Here is a 21,563-nt window from a genome sequence, read left to right as displayed (position 1 = left end):
CACAGTGTGCGTCATGTGCGCGCTGGATGACCGACCGTCCTCACCCGCCACCTCGCTGCTCGCGGACCCGGCGCCCCCGCGCCGCCGCGGCCGGGCCGTGCGGCGGCTGCTGGTCGTCGCGCTGGCGGGCGGGGTGGCGGCCGGCGGCACGCTGATGCTGTGGCCGCGCGGGCCGCACCACCGGGCCGCACCGGCCCCGGCGGCCGGTGCGCGGGCCCAGGCGGCGGCGCGGGCGGCGGCGCTCGCGTCGGCGCAGACGGCCGTCCTGGGCGGCCTGCCCGCCGCGCTCCCCGACCTGACGGCGCTCATCGGCGCCCGCGAGGCGCTGGTTCGGGCACACCCGAGGGACGCGCAGGCCTGGGCGGTGCTCGGGGCCGCGTACGTGGAGCGGGCCCGCCGGACCGCCGACCCGGGCGACTATCCCCGCGCCGAGCGCGCCCTGCAGACCTCCCTCAAGGTGGCCGGCAAGAACAACGCCGAGGCGCTGAGCGCACTGGCGGGCCTGGCCGTGGCGCGCCGGGACTTTCCGGCGGCCAGACGGTTCGGTGAGGAGGCGCTGAAGGCGGCGCCCAAGCGGTGGTCGGCGTATCCGGTGCTGATCGACGCGTACGACGGGCTCGGCGACTACAAGGCGGCCGGGTCCGCGCTGGACAGGCTGACGGCGCTGAAGGTCGGGGCGGACGTGAAGCCGGCGGTGAGGGCGCGGGCCGCGGCGGTGTACCGGGACCGGGGCTGGCGCGAGGACGCGGTGGCCCAGGTGACCGACGCGGCGGCGGCCGCCCGGACGCCCGCCGAGCAGGCCGCGTACCTGTGCCAGGCCGGGCAGCTGGCCTGGGAGCGGGGCGACCGGGACGACGCGCTGCGGCACTTCACGGCGGCCGTACGCCTGGACCCGGAGCAGTCGGCCGCGCGGGCCGGGCAGGGCCGGGCGCTGGCCGCGCTGGGCCGCACGCAGGACGCGCTGACCGCGTACCAGGGGGCGCTCGTGCACCGGCCGGCCCCGCAGGTCGCCCTGGAACTGGCCGAGTTGTACGAGTCGCTGGGGATGGGGCGGCAGGCGGAGGCGCAGTACGAGCTGATGCGGACGCAGGTGCGGCGGGAGCTGGAGGCCGGCGTCGACGACGACCTGGTGATCGGGCAGTACGAGGCCGACCACGGGGACGCCCAGGAGGCGGTGGAGCGGCTGACGGCCGAGTGGGAGCGCCAGCCCGGCATCGAGGTCGCCGACGCCCTCGGCTGGGCCCTGCACCGGGCGGGCGACGACAAGGAGGCGCTGCGCTACGCCTCGATCGCGACGGACTCGACGAAGGGCGGCGGGGTGCGCAGCGCGCCGTACGCCTTCCACCGGGGCATGATCGAACGCGACCTGGACCTGGAGGCCCCGGCCCGCCGCCACCTCCAGGACGCCCTGCGCTTCAACCCGTACTTCTCCCCCCTCCAGGCCCCGGTGGCCAAAGCGGCTCTGACCGCTCTGGGCGACCAGCCCCCGGAGGAACCGCTGCCGGGCTGACGGGCGGGCGCGGGCGCCCCGCCGCGCCCGCGCCCACCCGTCGGCTCACAGGTTGCCGCGGCGGTCCTGCTCTCGTTCGATCGCCTCGAAGAGGGCCTTGAAGTTGCCCTTGCCGAAGCCCATGGAGCCGTGGCGTTCGATGATCTCGAAGAAGACCGTCGGGCGGTCCTGGACCGGCTTGGTGAAGATCTGCAGGAGGTAGCCGTCCTCGTCGCGGTCGGCGAGGATTTTCAGCTCGCGCAGGGTGTCCAGCGGCACCCGGGTGTCGCCGACCCACTCGCCGAGGGTGTCGTAGTAGCTGCCGGGGGTGTCCAGGAACTCGACGCCGGCCGCGCGCATGGTCCGTACCGTCTCGACGATGTCGTTCGTGTTGAGCGCGATGTGCTGGACGCCCGCCCCGCCGTAGAACTCCAGGTACTCGTCGATCTGGGACTTCTTCTTGGCGACGGCGGGCTCGTTGATCGGGAACTTGACCTTGAGGGTGCCGTCGGCGACCACCTTCGACATCAGCGCGCTGTACTCGGTGGCGATGTCGTCGCCCACGAACTCCTTCATGTTCGTGAAGCCCATGACCCGGTGGTAGAAGTCGACCCATTCGTTCATCCGGCCGAGTTCGACGTTGCCGACGCAGTGGTCGACGGCCTGGAAGGTGCGGCGGGCGGGGGGCTCGACGATCGGGGACGCGGCGACGAACCCCGGCAGGTACGGGCCGTCGTACCCGGTCCGCTCCACGAGGGTGTGGCGGGTCTCGCCGTACGTGGCGATCGCGGCGAGGACGACGGTGCCGTGCTCGTCCTTGAGTTCGTACGGCTCGGCCACCGGCCGCGCACCGTGCTCGACGGCGAACGCGTACGCGGCGCGCGCGTCCGGGACCTCGATGGCGAGGTCGACGACCCCGTCGCCGTGCTCGGCCACGTGGCGGGAGAGGAAGTGGCCCCACTCGGTGTCCGGCCTGATGACGGAGGTGAGGACGAACCGGGCCGAGCCGTTCTCCAGGACGTAGCTCGCGGTTTCGCGGCTGCCGTTCTCCGGTCCGGAGTACGCGACCAGCCGCATGCCGAAGGCGGTGGAGTAATAGTGCGCCGCCTGTTTGGCGTTGCCCACGGCGAAGACGACCGCGTCCATTCCCCTGACCGGGAAGGGGTCGGCCTGCCCGGCGGTCACAACGGGAGCGTGCTGTGTGGTCTGCGTCATGCCCGAAGCGTGAACCCGGCACGCAAGGTGCGCAATAGATGGCGTTTCGGCTGGGCAATATGCTCAGTTGTACGGCCGTGGAGGCGAACTTTCTGTACAGGGTGATCAATCGGAGGCGGGCATGGCAATCGATCAGCTGGACGGACGGATCCTGGTGCTGCTGGCCCAGGAACCGCGCATCGGGGTCCTGGAGATGTCCCGCCGGCTGGGCGTGGCCCGCGGGACCGTGCAGGCGCGCCTGGACCGGCTGCAGTCGAACGGGGTGATCCAGGGGTTCGGGCCCCAGGTGGACCCGGCGGCCCTCGGCTACCCGGTCACCGCGTTCGCCACCCTGCAGATCCGGCAGGGCCAGGGGCCGGACGTGCGCGCACATCTGGCGACCGTGCCGGAGGTGCTGGAGCTGCACACCACCACCGGCACCGGCGACATGCAGTGCCGTCTGGTGGCGCGTTCCAACGCCGACCTCCAGCGGGTGATCGACCGGGTCGTCGGCTTCGACGGCATCGTGCGGGCCTCCACGGCGATCGTCATGGAGAACCCGGTTCCGCTGCGGATCATCCCGCTGGTGGAGCAGGCCGCGGCGGACAGCGAGCGGACCTGAGTTCCAAAGAAGTCGATGCAAAGAATACGTTGCAAAGGAACCTTTGGAAGTCTATTCTCATACACATGCCAGAGCACGAGGAACGGAAACAGCGGCGGCTCGACGCCCGCTCACTGCGCGGGCTCGCGCATCCGCTGCGGATGCAGCTGCTGGACGCGCTGCGCCAGCGCGGTCCCGCCACCGCGTCCCAACTCGCCGAGCAGTTGGGCGAGTCGAGCGGCGCGACCAGTTACCACCTGCGCCAGCTCGCCGAACACGGCTTCGTCGAGGACGCCCCGGAGCGCGGCAAGGGCCGGGAGCGCTGGTGGCAGGCGGTGGACCAGAGCATCCGCTTCGACAGCACGGACTTCGAGGAGGCGAGCCCCGAGGTACGGGGGCTGACAGAGGTGTTCCTGCAGGAGAGCGCCGCACGTCACGCCCGCGAGCTGGCCTCCTGGCTGAGCACCCGCGACCGGTGGTCCCCCGCCTGGTCCCGCGCCGGCGACATGAGCGACATGACGCTGCGGCTCACGCCCGGCCTCGCCGCCGAACTCATCGGCGAGGTGCACGCCCTGATCGACGGCTACCGGGACCGGGTCCCCGACAAGGACACGCCGGAGTCGGAACAAGTACGCGTCCACACGCACCTCTTCCCCATCGAGACGGACTGAGAGGCACACCCCATGCACACGCAGGCCCAGCTCGCCCGGCACCACATGACGGAACTGCACGCGCAGGCCGAGAGCTACCGCCTGGCGAAGCGGACCAGGCCCGAGCGCGAACTCCGCGAGCGCATCGGCTGGACCCTGGTGGAGGTGGGCCTGCGCCTGGCGTCCCCGCCCCCGGCAGTCGCCTCGTGAGGCCCAGGGCACCGTAAGGCCCGAGACTCAGCAGCTCGGAACGCTCTTCCCCTTCTCCAACGCGACGAGGTCGGAAACCGCCCCCTTCAGCGTGGTCACCGGCACCAGCCGCAACCCCTTCGGCAGCTCCCCCTTCGCATCGGCGCACTCGTCCTTCGGCACAAGAAAGACAGTCGCGCCGTCCCGCCGCGCGGCCTGCGTCTTCAGCCCGACCCCGCCCACGGCGCCCACCGTGCCGTCCGCGCTGATGGTCCCCGTGCCGGCGATGTTCTTCCCGCCGGTGAGATCGCCACCGCTGCCGTTCCCGTCCAGCTTGTCGATGACGCCGAGCGAGAACAGCAGCCCCGCGCTCGGCCCGCCCACATCAGCCAGTCTCAGGGTCACCTTGACGTGGTTCGCGCTCAGGCCGAGGTACTTCAGCGCGGCCTGGGCCGCCGCGTCCTGCGACTGCTCCATCTGCTCGGCGTTGTGCTGCTCGATCTCCTTGACGTTGTTCCCGCTCGGGTAGACCGAGTCGCGCGGCATGACGGCCTGGTCGGTCCGGAACCAGCCGCTGATCACATCGCCGAGCGAGACCCGCGCGTCCGGCCCGGTCGCCTCGATCGTCGTCATCCGCAACTGCCCGCTGGTCGTGCGGGTGGGCGCCCCGGAGACGGTGATCACCGGGGTGCCCTTGTTGTCGCCGAGCACGTTCGCCGTCATCCCGGGCTGGGCCACCGAGAACGGCAACGGCGCGAAGACGGCCGTACCGAGCAGAGCCACGACGGGAACCGCACAGACGGCGACGGCCTGGAGACGCGTGAGACGTGAGAGCACGGAGTCAATCTAACGCGGCGGCCTGTTCAGGCCACCGCCCCGACCCCGCTCAGTGCACCGCCGCCGCTTGCCGCCACTCAGCGCAACGCTTCCGCGACCTCCCGGGCCGCGTCCATCACCCGTGCCCCGACCCGCTCCGGCACGGCGTCGGCCAGCATCACCACCCCGACACTGCCCTCGACGCCGGTGACCCCGAGCAGCGGCGCGGCGGCCCCGCTCGCCCCGGCCTCCAGTTCGCCGTGGGTCAGCGTGTACCCGGGGTCGTGCCGCGGGGAGTGCCGTGCGGCGAGGATCGCCTTGCCGGCGGCCCCGCGTTCCAGCGGGTGCCGGAACCCGGCCCGGTAGGCCACGTGATAGTCGGTCCAGGTCGGCTCGACGACCGCGACGGCGAGCGCCTCGGTCCCGTCGACCAGCGTCAGGTGCGCCGTCGCCCCGATGTCCTCGGCGAGCGAGCGAAGCGCCGGCAGAGCCGCTTCCCGCACGAGGGGATGGACCTGCCGGCCAAGGCGCAGCACCCCCAGCCCGACCCGGGCTCGCCCGCCCAGGTCACGCCGGACCAGCGCATGCTGCTCAAGCGTGGCCAGCAACCGGTACACCACGGTCCGGTTGACGCCCAGTTTGTTGGAAAGCTCGGTGACGGTCAGCCCGTGGTCGGTGTCGGCCAGCAGTTTGAGGACGCGCAGTCCCCGGTCGAGCGTCTGAGAGGTCTCCGCGGTCACGACGCCCACTCCTTAGGTGGTGAGGTCGGCAACCTCCGTCGCGGCGGATGCGTCGCCGAGTCCCGTCAGCGACGCGCGTCAGAGGCCGCCGATCGGCAGGACGGCCCGGCGGCTCCGGGCCCAGTCGCTTCACGGCTGCGCTCCGCGGCGGCGCTGCCACGGGGCGTGTGCGTAGCCGGACAGTAGCGAAGGGGGTTCGCTGAGCGGAAGCCTCCGTCCAGAATCCGGTCACACAGCGGTATGGACTACTGCGCTTTGTGTCGGTATGCGTCCGCCTGCCGCGCCCCACCGGGGCCCGGCCGTGTCCATACGCGCTCCACCGCGCGGGCGCGAGCGACCACCAAGGACCCGCGCCCGGCCGGCTACCGCATCCGGGTGGCCCACTCCTGCACTTTAGCGATGCGCTGCCGCAACTGCCCCGCCGTGGCCTCCGCGCTCGGCGGCCCCCCGCACACCCTCCGCAGCTCGGTGTGGATCACCCCGTGCGGCTTCCCGCTCTGGTGCACATACGCACTCACCATCGTGTTCAGCTGCTTGCGCAGCTCCATCATCTCCTTGTGGGAGACCACGGGCCGCCGTTCCGCGGGAAGTTCCAGCAGGTCGGCCTCGGTGTCCGGCTTCTTGCGGCTGTGCGCGATCTGCCGGGCCTGCCGCTTCTGCAGCAGCAGCTGCACCTGGTCGGGTTCGAGGAGCCCCGGAATGCCGAGGTAGTCCTGCTCCTCCTCGCTGCCCGGATGGGCCTGCATGCCGAACTCGGCGCCGTCGAAGAGCACCCGGTCGAAGACGGCCTCCGACTCCAGCGCCTCGAAGGCGAACTGCTCCTGCTCGCCGGTGTCCTCGTCCTGCTCCTTGTTCGCCTCCTCCATCTCCTTCTCGGACTCGGCGTACGGGTCCTCCTCGCCGTCCTTCTTGGGCTTGTCGAGGGCGTGGTCGCGCTCGACCTCCATCTCGTTGGCGAAGGTCAGCAGATCGGGGACGGTCGGCAGGAACACGGACGCGGTCTCGCCGCGCCGCCGGGAGCGCACGAACCGGCCGACGGCCTGGGCGAAGAAGAGCGGCGTCGAGATGGTGGTGGCGTAGACCCCCACCGCCAGCCGGGGCACGTCCACGCCCTCGGACACCATCCGGACGGCGACCATCCAGCGGTCGTCGCTCGCGCTGAAGTCGTCGATCCGCTTGGACGCGCCGGTGTCGTCGGAGAGGACCAGGGTCGCCTTCGTCCCCGTGATCTCGCGGATGAGTTTGGCGTAGGCGCGCGCGGAGTCCTGGTCGGAGGCGATGACGAGGGCGCCCGCGTCCGGAATCCCCTTCCGCACCTCCGTCAGCCGCTGGTCGGCGGCGCGCAGCACGGCCGGCATCCACTCACCGCGCGGATCGAGCGCCGTTCGCCAGGCCTGGCTGACGGCGTCCTTGGTCATCGGCTCGCCGAGCCGGGCGGCGATCTCGTCACCGGCCTTCGTGCGCCAGCGCATGTTGCCGCTGTAGGAGAGGAAGATGACGGGCCGGACGACGTGGTCGGCGAGCGCGTTGCCGTATCCGTACGTGTAGTCGGCGGCCGAGCGCCGGATCCCGTCCTGCCCTTCCTCGTACGTCACGAAGGGAATGGGGTTGGTGTCGGACCGGAAGGGCGTGCCGGTCAGGGCCAGCCGCCGGGTCGCCGGCTCGAACGCCTCCAGGCAGGCCTCGCCCCAGGACTTGGAGTCACCGGCGTGGTGGATCTCGTCGAGGATGACGAGCGTCTTGCGCTGCTCGGAGCGGTTGCGGTGCAGCATCGGCCGTACGCCGACACCGGCGTACGTCACGGCGACCCCGTCGTACTCCCGGCTGAGCGGTCCGGCGCTGTACTCGGGATCGAGCTTGATGCCGATCCTCGCCGCGGCCTCGGCCCACTGCTTCTTCAGATGCTCGGTGGGGGCGACGACGGTGACCTGCTGCACGACATGGTGGTGCAGCAGCCAGGAGGCGAGCGTCAGCGCGAACGTCGTCTTCCCGGCGCCGGGCGTGGCCACGGCCAGGAAGTCGCGCGGCTGCTCCTGGACGTACTTCTCCATGGCCCCCTGCTGCCAGGCACGCAGCTTGCTGGCGGTACCCCAGGGCGCCCGGCCGGGGAAGGCCGGCGAAAGGTGATGGGAGGACGAGGAGGACGAGGAGTGCGAGGAAGACGAGGCGGGCGAGGCGGCGGTGGTAGTCACGGTCTCCGTAGTAAAGAGGGTCGCGAGGTGTACGGGGGTCGGACGGCTACGTATGACAACCGGGCCACCCTACCGGCGCGCCACGGCGGCCCACGCGCGGACGAGGCCGCCGCACCGCCGGGTGGGACTCACGTCACAGATCACGAAGGTGCCGCGCGCCGGCCGGCTGGGCCGGCGGGCGGGCGGGCCGGCGGGCCGGCGGGCGGTTCACGACGGCTGGTCCCGCAGCCGTCTCGTCACCCAGGCCCCGGCGAGGGCCACCCCCGCCATCGGCAGGAAGACGGCGGCGAAGGCGGCCGGACGGGAACCGGAGCCGGCCGCCCCCGTCAGGCTGCCGCCGCCCAGGGAGGCGAAGGCCGCGCCGGTCACGGCGAGCAGGACGACGTTCGAGAGGGCGTCGGAGATCTGGAGGGCGGCGGAGTTGGCGCCGGCCTCCGCCGGCGCGGAGAGCCGGAGCATCAGCACGCTGGCCGAGGCGATCACCAGACCCATCCCGAAGCAGCCGAAGGCCCAGGCGACGGCGACGGTCCACACCGGCACACCGGGCAGGAGCACCGTCGGCGCCGTGGCGATCGCCGCCCCCACCAGCACCATGCCGAGGGTCATCAGCCGCTCCCGGTACGGCTCCAGCCGCGGCCGCGCCTGCACCCACGAGCCCACCGCCCAGGTGACCCCGCCCGCCGCCAGCGAGAACCCGGCGAGGGTGGGTGACAGCCCCCGTTGCGTCACGAGCATCAACGGCACGAAGGACTCGGCGGAGACGAAGGCACCGGCCGCGGCCCCGCGCAGCAGCACGACGGAGGGCAGGCCGCGTGCCGCCCGGTACGTACCGCGGGGCAGCAGCCCCAGCACGGCGGGCACCAGCAGCGCGGCGCCGAGCAGTCCGGGTATCACCGACACCCACCGCAGATCCTGAGCCGCGTACTGCAGCAGCCCCGCGCCGAGCGAGATACCGAAGGCGAGCCGGATCCGCCGCCGGTCGAAGGCCCCGCGGCCCTCCTCCGTCACCGGCCCGCCGGCCCGGCGCCGTATCTGAGGCAGGGCGAGCGCCAGCGGGAAGCCCACGAGCGGCGGAATGCCGAGGAACACCCACCGCCAGCCCAGTTGCTCGGTCACCGTGCCCGCGGCCAGCGGCCCGACGATGGACGGCACCACCCAGCCCGCGGCGAACGCGGCCATGATCGCGGGCCGCAGCCGCTCCGGGTAGGCCCGTCCCACGACGACGTACAACGCGACGATGACCAGGCCGCCGCCGAACCCCTGCACGGCCCGCCCCGCGATGAACACCCACATGCTCTGCGCGGTCCCGGCCACCACCAGCCCGGCGGCGAAGGCCCCGATCCCCGTCGCCAGCGCCCCGAGCGGCCCCTTGCGGTCCGACCACTGCCCGGCCAGCACCATCCCGAACAGACTCGTCGTGAAGTACCCGGAGAACGCGAACGCGTACAGGGGCACCCCGTGCAACTCCCGGGCCGCCACCGGCATCGCCGTGCCCACCGCGGTCGCCTCGAAGGCGATGACCAGCACGACGGACACGATCCCGACGCTCAACGCCCGGTACGCCCGCCCCAGCACACCGCTCTCATCGGCTCGGGCGGCGTGCTCATCCGCGACAACGGCGTCGCTGGGCTCAAGGGCGGTCATGCAGACCACGGTAAGCCCCAATCCCCACTCTGACCCCTGTCGCAAGCCCGACCCCGCCTCCGACCTTGGTCGTACACCCCCGGTTCATGAACGCCGTATGGCAGTCCCGTTGCAGCCCCGCCCACCTCCTTGAGCCCCTCCCCCACGCCCCCGTACCTTCGAATCACCGACACGGCCGTGTGCCCGAGTGGTTCAGGGGCTCGCCTGCAAAGCGAGTTACGTGGGTTCGAATCCCGCCACGGCCTCCCATCCTTTGACCAGGCAAATTGGTAGGGTGGCGCCTCTTCATGAGGTGCCACCCTCTTGGCCGTCCGTCTCAGTCAGCCGTTCCGCCCCGCCCACCACCGCTGGCGCCGGGGACGAGCCCGGTTCACTTCTGGAGCTTCTTGAGGTCTACGACCTCGCCGGCCGGCGGGGGCGTGACGGTCACAGGCTTGTTGAACGCCGAGAAGTCGAGCGTGCCGGGCTCCTTGCCGCCCTCCTCGGTCATCCTCAGTGCGTAGGGATCTCCCTCAGCAGACACGAAGAGGGTCTGCGTCGCGGCGCCGTCCTTCCCCGTGAGCGTCACCACGTGCGTGCCGTTGACCTCGGTTTCCGCGCCTCTGGCGAGGGGGCCTTCCTTCTTGTCCTTCGTGAATATCGTGGCGGCGTCGCAGAAGGGGAAGTCGTCGTCCGCCTCGCCGGACCCCACCGGCGCCTTGAACCAATGTCCCGCGAGCAGTTCGGTGAGGGCGTTCGCCTCCTCGGGGGAAGAGCCCTCCTCTCTGGCTGTTTGCTGCCAGAACTTTTTGTCGGCCTTCATGTAGGTGTGGTCGCCGACCCAACGGAGATCGGCGGCCGCGCCTTCGCGGGTGAAGGTCCCCAGGCAGTTGCCCTTCCCGGCAACAGCGACATCGAAGGTCATCTCCTTGCCTTGGACGGTCATGGCGCCCTTGGCCTCGAACGACTTCAGCTTTGTCATGGCCAGCCGGGACTTCTCGGATATCTGATCCGGGGTCAGGCCCGCGAACGGCTTGGCGGGTGCGGAAGTCGCGGAAGCAGGGGTGCCCGCCTCCTTGGCGTCGGCCTTCTTGTCGTCCCCGCATGCGGTGAGCGTCACCACTGCCGTCGTACACAGGGCCGCCGCAGCCAGCAGGGTACGGTTAGTCACCTTTGGTCCCCCTAAAACAGTCCAGTTCGCTGAACAGACCTGCCGGTGACACAAAGGGATGCGGTGACCGGCATGTGATCCACCCCACTCCAGCAAGTGCTGCCTGGCTCCTCTGCCCCACGCAATCCGGCGGAGAGGGGCCGCCGACCTGCTCGAGTGCTGAGCTGTTCGGGAAGACCGACCGCACGGCGGTCGGCACGCGCCGTGGTGACGGACAGCTCCGGGTTCGCACGCGCCGCTGGGGAGTAGCCGACGACGTTACGTCCGCGGGGTTCCACGCATCCGTGGGCGCACTGCGGCCGGTGCCGGCGGCGGACCAAGGGGGATCCCCCGTCAAGTTTTTCAGGTCCCGCCACGGCCTCTTGTCGCGTGACCAGGCAGGGCGGAAGGGCGGGGCCTCTGCGGAGGTGCCGCTCTTGTGGGCGTCCCGCTGGCTATGGTTCCTGCGGGGGTTCACCGGTGTCGGCATCAGGTGGGGAGGAGCCGCCTCGGCGTCGACGGTGAGGGCGGCCGCCGGCGAGGGAGTCGGCCGGGAGGAAGGCGTGCAGGCGTCGCCGGGCGCGGATGTGCGCCCGTGTCATGGCCCGGAGGGCCTGCGCGGCCGGTGCCGGATCGCTGAGGTCGCCGGTCAGGGCCACTTCGACGCCACCGCTGAACCGCGCGGTGTAGTTGTACATGAGGCTGCACAGGCATGCCAGAACGGTGCCCAGGAGGATCTCCAGCGTGACGACCCCGGTGGCGACGACCGTCGTCTGCCACGGCGTCGGCCACTCCCCCGGGGCCACGATGTCCAGCGTCACCGACGTGCCCAGTGCGACGCCGAGGACGCACACCCCGAGGCCTGTCAGGAAGAAGAAGCTCATCACCGCGACCGACCAGGGGTTGGTCTCGGATATGCGCATCCGGGCGGGCCGGCGCGGGGGCGCGTGCGGGAGGATGTGGTCGCGGGCCGGCGCCGGCTGCGGCGACCCACGTTCGGGCGCCGTCGCGGCGGACGGCCCCGGTGCCGTCACCGTGCGGGACGAGATCCTCGGCGCCCGCTTACGGACGGTGCTACGGGTCCTGCTGCGTTTGGTTCGGCTCATGTCCGCTCCCTGACTGGTCCTCACCTGCGACGTTAGGTGGAAGCACGCAACCGCGCATCCCCGACGGTGACGGTGTGTGATCAGGAGCGCGCCGCCTTCGGCGGTCCACGGCCGGTTCGGGGTGTCCCCCGTGCGAGCTACCCGCAGGTGTCCACTGAGCGGTGACGATTCGCGGGCGGCCGATCCGTAGCGTTCGGGCCAGCCGCGGCGCCTGGGCCGCGGATCCTGTGAGGGGAGTCATCATGAGGCTGGTCTGGCAGCTCCTGGCGGTCGTGGCGGTCGCCTTCGTCGGGGGGCAGGTCGTCGCCGCGGTGCAGGGGAACTGGTTTCTCACCCTGGTCCTCGGCCTGCTGACGGCCGTCGCCGCGGTGCTGGTCTACGGCTGGGTGGTACGGCGGACCGAACGGCGGCCGAGCACCGAGGTGGGGCGGGAAGGCGCCCGGGCGGCGTTCGGGCGAGGGGTCCTCATAGGCGGGGCCACCTTCGCGTGCGTCATCGGGAACATCGCCTTCCTCGGGGACTACACCGTCCACGGGATGGGGTCGGTGACGGGCGCGGTGGGGGTCGTCGGGTTCATGGCCGCGGCCGCGGTGACGGAGGAACTGATGTTCCGGGGCGTGCTGTTCCGGATCGTCGAGGAGCGCACCGGGACCTGGATCGCGCTGGTGTCGACCGGGGCGCTGTTCGGGATGATGCATCTGCTGAACAAGGACGCGACCGTGTGGGGCGCCCTCGCCATCGCGATCGAGGCCGGCGGCATGCTCGGCGCCGCGTACGCCGCCACCCGCACCCTCTGGCTGCCGATCGGCCTGCACTTCGGCTGGAACTTCGCCGAGTCCGGCATCTTCGGCACCGAGGTCTCCGGCAGCGGCGGATCCCAGAAGGGGCTGCTGGACGCCGCCACCTCGGGCTCCCAGCTCGTCACCGGCGGGCAGTTCGGGCCGGAGGCGAGCGTGTACTCGGTGCTGCTCGGGCTGCTGGTGACGGTCGCGTTCCTGTGGCTGGCCAAGCGGCGGGGGCATGTGGTGCCGCGCCGGCGCCGGGGTGTCCAGGCCGGCGCCGTCGCTACACTGCCCCGGTGATCAGTCCTCGGCAGGCGCCCGGATGGTGGCACCGGCTCGATGTCACGGTCCGGGATCTGCCGCTCGGGCTGCTGCTCCTGGCCGGGTCCTTCCTGCCGGTGCTGCACGACAAGGGGACGCAGGTCGGGGACCTGCCGACCCGGCCCTTCGACGCGCTGGTCATCGCGGTGCTCGGCCTGGAGTGCCTGCCGCTCGCCGTGCGCCGGCGGTGGCCGGCCGTCTCCCTCGCCCTGGTCTGTCTCGGCTTCGCCGTCGACCAGTTGCGCGGCTACCACTCGCTCGCGAGCACCGCGCTGCCGATCGCCCTGATCAGCACCGGCGCCCATCTGGAACGGCACCGGCGGCCCGCCGCGCTCCTGTTCTCCGTGGCCTACGTGCCGTTGGCGGTCGCGCTGCACCGGCTGGGGTCGGGGGGCGAGAAGGCGAGCGGGTTCGTGACGTTCTACCTGGCGCTGGTCCTCGCCTGGGGCGTCGGGGCGTGGCTGCGTTCCACCCGGGCCGCGGAGGCCGACCGCCGGCGGCGCGTCGCCGAGGAGACCCGGACCGCCGAGCGCACCCGGATCGCCCGCGAGCTGCACGACGTGGTGACCCACCATGTGACGGCGATGGTCGTGCAGGCGGAGGCGGCCCGGTATCTGACCGCCGCGCCGGAGCGCCTCGACCAGACCCTGACCCACGTCACCGACACCGGGCGGCGGGCCATCTCCGACCTGCGCCATCTGCTCGACCTGCTCAACCCCGACCACGGCACCGGCACCGGTACCGACACCGGCGGCGGCAGGACACCGGCGGCCGGCCGGCTGCGCACGCTGGTCGAGCAGACCCGCCGGGCCGGGCAGCCGGTGGAATTCGCCGAGGAGGGCACGCCGGCCGAATCGGCCGGCAGCGCCGACCTGGTGGCCTACCGGGTGGTGCAGGAAGCCCTCACCAACGCCCTCAAGTACGCCCACGGCAGCCCCACTTCGGTGCTGGTCCGGCACGGCGAGAAGGAGATCACCGTGGAGGTCGGCACCGACCGCTCCGGACCGGCCACCGCGTCCCCGGGCGGGAGCGGACGGGGCCTGGCCGGTCTGCGGGAGCGCGTGGCGGTCCTGGGCGGCGAGTTCAGCGCGGGGCGGGAGGCGGGCGGCGGGTTCGTCGTCCGGGCCCGGATACCCGTGGGGAACCCGGCGTGAGCGGCGCGGGCGGGGCACCGATCCGGGTGCTGGTCTGCGACGACCAGGTGCTGGTGCGCACCGGCCTGGCGACGATCATCGACGCCCAGCCCGACCTGGAGGTGGCGGGCGAGTGCGGGGACGGGCAGGCCGCGGTCGGCCTCGCCGGCCGGCTGCGCCCGGACGTCGTGGTGATGGACATCCGGATGCCGGTCCTCGACGGCATCGAGGCCACCCGGCTGCTGGCCGGTGCCGGGGTGCCGCATCCGGTGAAGGTGCTCGTGGTGACCACGTTCAACCTGGACGAGTACGTCTACGAAGCGCTGCGCGCGGGCGCCAGCGGGTTCCTGCTCAAGGACGCGCCGCCGGACCGGCTGCTGCACGGCATCCGGACCGTGGCCACGGGCGCGGCCCTGCTGGACCCCGAGGTGACCCGGCAGCTCGTGGGCCGCTACGCCACCCGGATCCGCCCCGCCGACGGCGGCACCCCGCCCGGCGTTCCGCTGACCCCGCGCGAGCTGGAGGTGCTGCGTCTGATCGCGGACGGCCTCTCCAACAGCGAGATCGCCGCGGCCCTCGTGCTCAGCCCGGAGACCGTCAAGACCTTCGTCTCCCGCATCCTCGCCAAGCTGGGGCTGCGCGACCGCGTCCAGGCCGTCGTCTACGCCTACCGCCAGGGCCTGGTGACCTGACCCCGCCCTGTCCTGCCCCCTCCTGTCCTGTCCGTCGAGTCCCGCCCCGCCGCTACAGCACTCCGCCGGCCTCGTCCTGGAACAGCTCCGTCCAGTAGTGCCAGTCGGCGTCCGTCGTGACGGGGGTGGGGTCGACGGTCGCGAGGGTGTGGAGCATGGTCGCGGCGAGCTGGTCGTAGGCCTCGGTGGTGAGTTCGTGGTTCAGGTGCTCGTCGATGGTGCGCTCGTGGTGCAGGAGCCAGAGGGTGTAGGCGAGCGTGGAGATGTCCGTGTTGAGGGGGTAGAGGGTCGCCTCGGGCTCGGAGAAGTTGAGGATCGCGCCCGTGGTGCCGTCCACCACGAGGCTGTTGTCCTCGACCAGGTAGCCGAGGCGTATGAGCCGGTCGGCGTGGGCCGGGAGGTCGTCCAGGGGGAACCCGCCGGGGTGGACGCCGGTGAAGTACTCCCGCAGGGTGGGCAGCGCGGCGTCCGGGTCGAGGTGGAAGAGGACCGCGTCCTCCGGGAGGCCGGTCTCGCGCAGGAAGCGGCGGGTCGGCTCGTGGGTGAGCGTGGGCGGGAAGTCGACCTCTTCGAAGCGGGCCACCCGGCCCTGCCCGAACTCCTGGTCCAGGAGCCGGACCGGCAGGTCGACGGCGAGCCCGGAGTCCGTGCCGGGGCCCGCGATCAGGCTGAGGGGACGGATCAGGGCCGTGGCCTTCCAGTACGGCGGGACGTGGCCGGCCGTGCCCTCCTCGAAGAGCTCCAGGAGCTTGCGGGAGGCCTCGGTCGCCGTCTTCGTGCCGTAGGTACCGGCGAGGGAGGCGAAACGGCCGCGCAGGCCCGTCAGTTCCTCGGTGACCGCGGCGAAGCGCAGCAGCGTCTCCAGCGAGGGCGCCAGCGGGCGCGGGTCGGTGGGGTCGAGCAGGTAGGCCGTGCTGACCTCGCCGGTGCCGCCGTCGAGGAGGATCGACTCGGTGTCCAGGCCGGCCGGGGCCAGCAGTTCCCCTATCACCAGGCGGTCCCGGAGCTCCTCCGCGAGCCGGGTCGGGCCGTCCGTGGCCTCCGCCAGGGTGCGCAGGCCGATCGTGCGCAGCGGCTCGAACGTCAGCAGGCAGCCGCTGTCGGGCAGTCCGGGACCGGCCAGCCGGCTGCGGGTGGGTTCGTGCGTGATGTACCGGTCCAGTTCGGCCCCGGTCAGCGTGATCGCCGCCGCACCGCTGCCGGTCGTGCTGATCGTGCTCATCGCTTCCCCCGCGATCAAGAGTTCAAGACGTGCAAGACGTGCAAGTGGGTCGAGTGGTGCGTCGTGCGCAGGTCGTCGGCAGGGCACGACAGGCCGACCGGGCTTTCCCTCCGAACGGCCGTCCCCACTGCCCAGAACACTACGCCGCGGCACTGACAACGCCCCGCAGAAGAGACGTCAGGCGACCCTCGTCCGTTGCGTCCCGGAGAGAATCGCTGTCACCGTCTGCTCCACGGTGAGTTCCGACGTGTCCAGCCACAGACCCAACGGCTCGGTGCGCAGGCGTAGTTCCGCGTCCAGATCGGCGACCGTCCAGGCGGGCCCGTAGCCGGTCTTGGACCGCCCGGCCTCCCGCCGCGCCACGGCCTCGGGGCTCGGGGCGAGGACCACGACGTGCAGCGGGCGGGTGCGGACGCGCTGGACGTACGACGTCAGCTCCGGGCCCAGCAGCACGTCCTGGACGATCGCCGTGAAACCGGCCTCGGCGTACGCGTCCGCGGTGGCCGCCGACAGCCGGTGCCGGAGGTGGAGTTGGGCGGTCGCCTCCGGCGAGGCCCCGGGCGTGTACTCCTCCCGGCCCGACACGATCATGCGGCGGAAGACGTCACCGCGGACGTGCGCGGCCCGGGGCAGACGCTCGGCCAGCGCCTGCGCCACGGTCGACTTGCCGGCCGCCTCCCCCACTGCCTAAAGGGCGTGGGAGGTGCCCCCATCTCCCGCGATGACGACGACCCCCGACAGGCTCACTGGCCCGTGACCACCGCCGCCTGCGGGCGGATCGGGAGGCGGTTGACCGGGCGGCCGGTGGCGGCGCGGACGGCGGACGCGACGGCCGCCGGGGACGTCACCACCGGCACCGCGCTGACCGACTTGGCGCCGAAGGGGGCGACCACGTCCCGTTCCTCGACGAGTCTGACGATCCGGATGTCGGGGGCGTCGAGGGCGGTCGGCAGGGCGTATCCGGTGAGGTCGGGGTGGCGGATCAGACCGCGCGGGGTGCGCAGGTTCTCCGTCAGGGCGATGCCCACGCCCTGCGTGACACCGGCCTCGATACGGGCGTTGAGCTGCGCGGGGTTGAGGATCCGGCCGACGTCCTGGGCGACGGCGAGCTCCACCACCCGGACCGACCCGAGCTCGATGTCCACGTCGACGACCGCGCGGATCGCGCAGAAGGCGAGGCCGACGAAGGCGTCGCCCTGGCCCTCGGCGTCCAGCGGCTCGGTCGGATGCGGGCGGCACTGGGCGGTCGCCCACAGTTCCTTGCCGTCCAGCGCCTCGGTGACGGTGGTCGACAGGACGCCGTCGTACGACGTGATCTTGCCGTCGGTGATCTGGAGCAGTTCGGTCGACATGCCGAACTTGTGGGCGAGGGGCTGCAGGAGCTGGGTGCGGACCATCTTCGCGGCGCGTTCCACCGCTCCGCCCGAGACCCAGGTGTGCCGGCCCCGGCAGCCCGCGCCCGCCGGGGGCTGGTCGGTGTCGACGGGCGCGACATGCACCTCGTCGATGCCGAGGGTCTCCTGAACGATCTGGCGGGCCAGCGTGGTGAAGCCCTGGCCGGTCTCCACGGCCGCGCAGAGCACGGTCGCGATGCCGTCGTGGACCTTGACCGTGGCCGTCGAGACCTCGTCGGCACCCTCGGCGCCGAGCATGTGCACCATGCCGAGGCCGTAGCCGACACCCCGGCGCACCGCGCCCGGCTCGCCCGCGCCCTCGGGGCCGCCGGGGAGCAGCCATTCGTCCTCGGGGGTGTCCTTGGGCAGCGCGGGGAGCGGGAAGTCCCGGACCGCCTGGAGGAGTTCGGCCACGGGGGCCGGGCAGGTCACGGTCTGGCCGATGGGGAGGACGTCGCCGGTGGCGAGCGCGTTGCGCAGGCGGATCTCGGCCGGGTCGAGGCCGAGCTTCTTCGCCAGCTTGTCCATCTGCGCCTCGTAGGCGGCGCACACCTGCATGGCGCCCTCGCCGCGGACATGTCCGGAGGGCGGGTTGTTGGTCCGGACGGCCCAGCCCTCGATGAAGGCGTTCGGCACGACGTAGGGGCCGCAGGCGAAGGAGACGGCGGCGGCCAGCGACTCGGCGGAGGTGTCGGCGTAGGCGCCCGCGTCGAGCAGGATCTGCGCCTCGACCTTGACCAGCTTGCCCTCGGCGTCGGCGTGGTGCCGGTAGCGCAGCAGGGTGGGGTGGCGGTGGGCGTGGCCGAGGAAGGACTCCTCGCGCGTGGCGGTGAGCTTGACCGGGCAGCCGGTCTTCAGGGCGAGCAGGCCGAGCGGGAGCTGGAAGCCCTGGTCCTCACGGTCGGCGGTCGCGCCGGGCACACCGGTCACGACGATCTTCACCTGTTCGAGCGACAGGCCGTAGCACGCGGCAGCCGTGTTGCGGTCGGTGTGCGGGTCGGTGGAGGCCATGTACAGCTCGACCCCGCCGTCGGGGCGGGGTACCGCGAGTCCGGCCTCGGCGCCGATGGGGGCGGGGTCGGCGCGGCCGATGCGGTACTGGCCCTCGACGACGATCTCGCCGGTCGCGCCCGGGTCGCCGTGCTGGAGCGGGATGTGCCGGATCAGGTTGCCGTCGGGGTGCAGCGGCTCGGCCTCGAAGGACCGCTCCGGGTCGATGACCGGTTCGAGCATCTCGTACTCGACGATGACGGCGGCGGCGGCCATCCGGGCCGTGTCCGGGTGGTCGGCGGCGACGGCCGCGATGGGCTCGCCGTGGTGCCGTACCACCTCGGAGGCGAAGACCGGGCGGTCCGGGGTGCCGCGGCCGTGGCGCGGGGTGCCGGGGACGTCCTCGTGGGTGACGACGGCCCGTACACCGGGCATCTCGCGCGCGTGGCTGGTGTCGATGGACACGATGCGCGCGTGCGGGTGCGGGGAGCGGAGCACGGCCGCCCACAGCAGGCCCTCGGCCCACAGGTCGGCCGCGTACGGGAAGGTGCCCTCGGTCTTCGCGCCCGCCTCTGCGGCGGGCAGCGACACGCCGAGGCCGTGCGGCAGCGGCTCGGCGGCGGGGACGGGGGTCTCCGCGGCCGTGGTCGTGGTGACGGTCTCGTTGGTCACGCCTGGCCTCCGTCCGGGCCGTAGGGCTGGTCTTCGTAGCTCTGGCTCTGGTCGTCGAAGGACTGGTTGCCGCCGAACGTCTGGTTGCCGCCGAAGGACTGGTCGGCGCCGAACGACTGGTTGCCGCCGAAGGACTGGTCAGCGCCGAACGACTGGTTGCCCCCGAAGGACTGGTCACCCCCGAACGACTGGTCGTACGACTGCTCGTGCGGGACCCGGATTCCGGCCCCGAAGGTGCCCGGGGAGTCGAACGCCGAGGCGTGGACGCCGCCGGCGCCCGGTCCCGCCTGGTGTGGAATACGGGCCTCGTCGCCGTCCGTCTCAGCGTCGGCGGCGGCGTGTGCCTCGCGTTCGGCCACGACCTCGTTGACGGCGTCCAGGACGCCCCGGTAGCCGGAGCAGCGGCAGAGGTTGCCGCACAGGGCCTGGCGGGTCTCCAGCTCGGTGGGGGCCGGGTTGCCTTCCAGGAGGTCGTGGACGGTCATCGCCATGCCGGGGACGCAGAAGCCGCACTGGACGGCTCCGCAGCGGGCCAGTGCGCGCTGGACGTCCGAGGGCCGGCCGTCCTGGGCCAGGCCCTCGACCGTGCGGACCTCGCTGCCGGCGGCGGTGACCGCGGGGACCAGGCAGGAGGCGACCAGGCGGCCGTCGACCTGGACGTTGCAGGCGCCGCATTCGCCCTGCGAGCAGCCGTCCTTGGCGCCGGCTAGGCCGAGGCGCTCACGCAGGACGTACAGGAGGGACTCGCCGATCCAGGCGTCGGTGACGGGGCGGTCCGCGCCGTTGACGCGCAGGACGTAGGAGGCGAGGGGGTGGTCGTCGACCGTCTCGGCTTCGCCTTCGGCGTGTTCTTCCCCGGCCGTGTCGTCTTCGGCGCTTTCGCCGTCGGCCGCGGGCGGGTCCTGGGGGGCGGACTCGCCGTCGGCGGCCTGCGGTTCGTGGGCGGGGTGCGAGTCGGCGGCCTCGTGGGGGGCGCCGGCTTCGCCGGGGTCGGCCGGCTCGCCCTCTTCGACCCCCGTCGGCACATCGGCCACAGGCGGCGCACCGGCGGCCTCGAAGGCGGGAGCCGGACCGCGCGTGTCGCCGTGGCCCGCGGGGGGCTCAGCGGGCGGCCCAGAGGCCTCCACGGGGTGTTCCCACGCCTGGGCCTCGGTCGCCCAGGGCGCGGCGGCGCCGCCCGGCAGGGTCGCCGGCGGTGTGCCGCCCCACTGCTCCATGAGCGCGGATGTGGTGAACTCGCCCGATTCGTCCGGAGCGTCGCCCGTCGCGACCGGGATCGACCACTGGCCGGTCACGTCGTGGCCGGGCGCGGGCGGCGGCGGTTCCTCGTACATCCACTGCTGCGTCGCGGCCGGGTTGTACGTGAACCGGTCGTCGGCGGGCCGCTCCTGGGGGACGGCGTTCGGGTCGGGCCACTGGGTGCCGTCGGCCGGCGCGCCCCAGGCGTCGGTGCCGGGCGCGGCCGTTATCCGCGGCGGCACATAGCCGTGGCCGGGCGCGGCCAGGGGGCTGTCGGCGGACAGCAGGGCCTCGATGCCGCCCTCGGGGAGTTTCACGAACGCGGTGGCGCCGTCGTCGTAGTCACCCTGGGGCAGCGGGTCCCAGCGGCCGCCACCGCTCCCGGGCGCGCCCTCGGCGTGCTGGTCGTCGGTCATGACAGCGCCCTCCCCAGTGCTCGTCGGGCCAGCGCGGCGACGGTGCGCCGCAGGTGCAGTACGGCGGGCGGAAGCGGCGGCACCGAGCCGTCGGGCTCGGGGACCGGGTCGGGGATGCAGGCGGCCGCGACGTACTCGCCGAAGGCGCTCAGCGCCTCCGGGACGAGCGCGCGGTCGTTGTCCCAGTCGATCAGCTGGGCCACCCACTGCTCGGCGTCCAGGGGCCGCAGCGGCATCGGCGCTATGGCGCCGACGGCGCATCTGACGCCGCGCCGGGCGGGGTCGAGGACGAGCGCCACGGAGGCCACCGAGCGGCCCGGCCCGGTGCGGCCGGTCGCCTTCAGGAAGACCTGCGGGGCGTGCAGCAGCGGCACCCGCACGAAGCCGATCAGCTCGCCCGCGCGGAGCATCTCCACACCGGCCAGCAGGTGCGACACCGGGATCTCCCGGCGGGATCCGCCCGGTCCCGCGATGATCAGCGTCGCCTCCAGGGCGGCGAGCACCGGCAGCGCGTCGCCGGTGGGCGCGGCCGTGGCGATGTTGCCGCCGAGGGTTCCTGCGTTGCGGATGTGCGGCGGACCGGCGGCCCGCGCGGCGGCGGCGAGGGCCGGGATCAGGGCCGCGAAGTCGGGGCGGCCCATGCGCGCGTGCGTGAGGCCGGCGCCGAGCAGGGCGTTGCCGTCCTGGTACTGCCAGCCGCGGATCTCGCTGATCCGGCCGAGGCCGACGAGGGCGGCGGGCCTGAGCTGTCCGGAGTTGACGGCGGCCATCAGGTCGGTGCCGCCCGCGACGGGGACCGCGGCCGGCATGGCGGTGAGGGCCGCCACGGCCTCGTTCAGCGTCGTGGGCAGCGTGACGGCCTGCGCCGCCTGCGGTGCGTGCGTGGTCAAAACCGGCTGCCCCTTCCCGCTGCCCCACCTGGTCCCACCTGTGTGGCCGTACGGTACGTGCT

At 72.8% G+C, this 21,563-nt stretch carries 19 protein-coding genes, 1 tRNA gene and 1 pseudogene; 8 read left to right on the top strand and 13 right to left on the bottom strand.

Translation table 11 applies throughout. The annotated features are described in order from the left end of the window. Nucleotides 1-13: 13 nt before the first annotated feature. A complete protein-coding gene (locus tag LQ326_RS36345; protein WP_234543334.1) occupies nt 14-1,510 on the top strand; it encodes a tetratricopeptide repeat protein in 1,497 nt (498 codons plus the stop codon). Between the two features lie 45 nt (nt 1,511-1,555). Here LQ326_RS36345 and hppD read toward each other — a convergent pair whose 3' ends face one another. After that, entirely contained in the window at nt 1,556-2,704 is a 1,149-nt protein-coding gene (gene hppD / locus LQ326_RS36340) for a 4-hydroxyphenylpyruvate dioxygenase (RefSeq protein ID WP_234543333.1), read from the bottom strand. Nucleotides 2,705-2,825: 121 nt separating this feature from the next. On the opposite strand from hppD, the gene LQ326_RS36335 reads away from it, so the two are divergent. The 3 genes from LQ326_RS36335 to LQ326_RS36325 all read left to right on the top strand — a co-directional run bounded on the left by LQ326_RS36335 (nt 2,826) and on the right by LQ326_RS36325 (nt 4,144). Beyond that, nucleotides 2,826-3,305 (top strand): Lrp/AsnC family transcriptional regulator, encoded by a 480-nt coding sequence (locus LQ326_RS36335; protein WP_234543332.1) that lies wholly within the window; start codon nt 2,826-2,828, stop codon nt 3,303-3,305. A 65-nt stretch (nt 3,306-3,370) separates the two neighbouring features. Further along, nucleotides 3,371-3,955, top strand: coding sequence for an ArsR/SmtB family transcription factor (locus LQ326_RS36330; RefSeq protein WP_234543331.1), 585 nt, complete (start codon nt 3,371-3,373; stop codon nt 3,953-3,955). Between the two features lie 12 nt (nt 3,956-3,967). After that, nucleotides 3,968-4,144, top strand: coding sequence for a hypothetical protein (locus LQ326_RS36325; RefSeq protein ID WP_181807538.1), 177 nt, complete (start codon nt 3,968-3,970; stop codon nt 4,142-4,144). A gap of 27 nt (nt 4,145-4,171) precedes the next feature. Here LQ326_RS36325 and LQ326_RS36320 read toward each other — a convergent pair whose 3' ends face one another. The 4 genes from LQ326_RS36320 to LQ326_RS36305 form a co-directional block, all read right to left on the bottom strand. After that, nucleotides 4,172-4,960 carry a S16 family serine protease gene (locus LQ326_RS36320; RefSeq protein ID WP_234543330.1) on the bottom strand — a complete coding sequence of 263 codons (789 nt, stop codon included), beginning with the start codon at nt 4,958-4,960 and terminating at the stop codon, nt 4,172-4,174. 77 nt (nt 4,961-5,037) lie between these two features. Next, nucleotides 5,038-5,679, bottom strand: a complete 642-nt coding sequence (locus LQ326_RS36315; protein WP_181804713.1) for an IclR family transcriptional regulator — start codon at nt 5,677-5,679, stop codon at nt 5,038-5,040. 362 nt (nt 5,680-6,041) lie between these two features. Further along, a complete protein-coding gene (locus LQ326_RS36310; protein WP_234543329.1) occupies nt 6,042-7,871 on the bottom strand; it encodes a DEAD/DEAH box helicase in 1,830 nt (609 codons plus the stop codon). Between the two features lie 207 nt (nt 7,872-8,078). Next, nucleotides 8,079-9,515 carry an MFS transporter gene (locus tag LQ326_RS36305; protein WP_234543328.1) on the bottom strand — a complete coding sequence of 479 codons (1,437 nt, stop codon included), beginning with the start codon at nt 9,513-9,515 and terminating at the stop codon, nt 8,079-8,081. A 173-nt stretch (nt 9,516-9,688) separates the two neighbouring features. On the opposite strand from LQ326_RS36305, the gene LQ326_RS36300 reads away from it, so the two are divergent. Then, a tRNA-Cys gene (locus LQ326_RS36300) sits at nt 9,689-9,760 on the top strand. A 125-nt stretch (nt 9,761-9,885) separates the two neighbouring features. On the opposite strand, the gene LQ326_RS36295 is transcribed toward LQ326_RS36300, so the two are convergent. The 3 genes and pseudogenes from LQ326_RS36295 to LQ326_RS36285 form a co-directional block, all read right to left on the bottom strand. After that, nucleotides 9,886-10,614 (bottom strand): hypothetical protein, encoded by a 729-nt coding sequence (locus LQ326_RS36295; RefSeq protein WP_234543327.1) that lies wholly within the window; start codon nt 10,612-10,614, stop codon nt 9,886-9,888. Between the two features lie 212 nt (nt 10,615-10,826). Next, nucleotides 10,827-11,003, bottom strand: a pseudogene (locus tag LQ326_RS49245) (site-specific integrase); the annotation flags it as partial. 96 nt (nt 11,004-11,099) lie between these two features. Further along, complete coding sequence (locus tag LQ326_RS36285) at nt 11,100-11,750, bottom strand: DUF3566 domain-containing protein (RefSeq protein WP_234543326.1); 651 nt, start codon at nt 11,748-11,750, stop codon at nt 11,100-11,102. 242 nt (nt 11,751-11,992) lie between these two features. Between LQ326_RS36285 and LQ326_RS36280 the strand changes: the two genes are divergently transcribed. Genes LQ326_RS36280 through LQ326_RS36270 form a run of 3 tightly spaced genes read left to right on the top strand, consistent with a single transcriptional unit; the run spans nt 11,993 to nt 14,678 of the window. After that, entirely contained in the window at nt 11,993-12,832 is an 840-nt protein-coding gene (locus LQ326_RS36280; protein WP_234543325.1) for a CPBP family intramembrane glutamic endopeptidase, read from the top strand. Further along, on the top strand, nt 12,829-14,007 hold the full coding sequence (locus tag LQ326_RS36275) for a sensor histidine kinase (RefSeq protein ID WP_234543324.1): 1,179 nt from the start codon (nt 12,829-12,831) through the stop codon (nt 14,005-14,007). The genes LQ326_RS36280 and LQ326_RS36275 overlap by 4 nt, the downstream gene beginning before the upstream one ends. Further along, on the top strand, nt 14,004-14,678 hold the full coding sequence (locus tag LQ326_RS36270; protein WP_234543323.1) for a response regulator: 675 nt from the start codon (nt 14,004-14,006) through the stop codon (nt 14,676-14,678). Before LQ326_RS36275 ends, LQ326_RS36270 begins: the two co-directional genes overlap by 4 nt. Nucleotides 14,679-14,730: 52 nt before the next feature. Here LQ326_RS36270 and LQ326_RS36265 read toward each other — a convergent pair whose 3' ends face one another. From LQ326_RS36265 to LQ326_RS36245, 5 genes are all read right to left on the bottom strand, one after another. Then, entirely contained in the window at nt 14,731-15,900 is a 1,170-nt protein-coding gene (locus LQ326_RS36265) for an SUKH-4 family immunity protein (RefSeq protein WP_268208000.1), read from the bottom strand. A gap of 177 nt (nt 15,901-16,077) precedes the next feature. Continuing rightward, nucleotides 16,078-16,584 carry an AAA family ATPase gene (locus tag LQ326_RS36260; protein ID WP_234543322.1) on the bottom strand — a complete coding sequence of 169 codons (507 nt, stop codon included), beginning with the start codon at nt 16,582-16,584 and terminating at the stop codon, nt 16,078-16,080. 59 nt (nt 16,585-16,643) lie between these two features. Beyond that, the gene (locus tag LQ326_RS36255; RefSeq protein ID WP_234543321.1) at nt 16,644-18,956 is read right to left on the bottom strand and encodes a xanthine dehydrogenase family protein molybdopterin-binding subunit; all 2,313 of its coding nucleotides are present in this window, start codon (nt 18,954-18,956) and stop codon (nt 16,644-16,646) included. Continuing rightward, the gene (locus LQ326_RS36250) at nt 18,953-20,611 is read right to left on the bottom strand and encodes a (2Fe-2S)-binding protein (RefSeq protein WP_234543320.1); all 1,659 of its coding nucleotides are present in this window, start codon (nt 20,609-20,611) and stop codon (nt 18,953-18,955) included. Before LQ326_RS36250 ends, LQ326_RS36255 begins: the two co-directional genes overlap by 4 nt. Further along, on the bottom strand, nt 20,608-21,501 hold the full coding sequence (locus LQ326_RS36245; protein WP_234543319.1) for an FAD binding domain-containing protein: 894 nt from the start codon (nt 21,499-21,501) through the stop codon (nt 20,608-20,610). Before LQ326_RS36245 ends, LQ326_RS36250 begins: the two co-directional genes overlap by 4 nt. Nucleotides 21,502-21,563 lie beyond the last annotated feature (62 nt).

Source organism: Streptomyces shenzhenensis (assembly GCF_021462265.1).
Lineage (GTDB): Bacteria > Actinomycetota > Actinomycetes > Streptomycetales > Streptomycetaceae > Streptomyces > Streptomyces shenzhenensis.
The sequence above is the reverse complement of the archived record's forward strand: the minus strand, read 5'-3'. Positions and strand labels throughout refer to the sequence as shown.